The 261-nt window shown below is 38.7% G+C and carries 1 protein-coding gene; it reads right to left on the reverse strand.

Features of this window, described 5'->3' with window-relative positions:
- The coding region (locus L9G74_RS24335) for an EF-hand domain-containing protein (RefSeq protein WP_238898709.1) at positions 1-261 on the reverse strand (261 nt) is incomplete at both ends.

Raw genomic sequence — 261 nt, forward strand, 5'->3', positions numbered from 1 at the left:
GCTGGGATGAAAGACAGAGAGAGCAAGTGCAAACTCTTTGAAATCAAGTATTCCACTATGCTTTGTGTCAAACAAGTCAAACACCCTATCTGTAAATAAGCTCTCTTTCTTGGTTGTCTTGAATAAGGCCAACTGAAATTCATCCTTAGTAATTAATCCTTTGTCCATTACTCCACTGCTGATCTTCTTGAATAGTTCATACAGTGCTTCAATCTCACTTACACTAAACACTGTTTCTCTTGCTAGCACTTCTGGATGTCG

The sequence above is a fragment of the Shewanella electrica genome, assembly GCF_022321485.1.
Lineage (GTDB): Bacteria > Pseudomonadota > Gammaproteobacteria > Enterobacterales > Shewanellaceae > Shewanella > Shewanella electrica.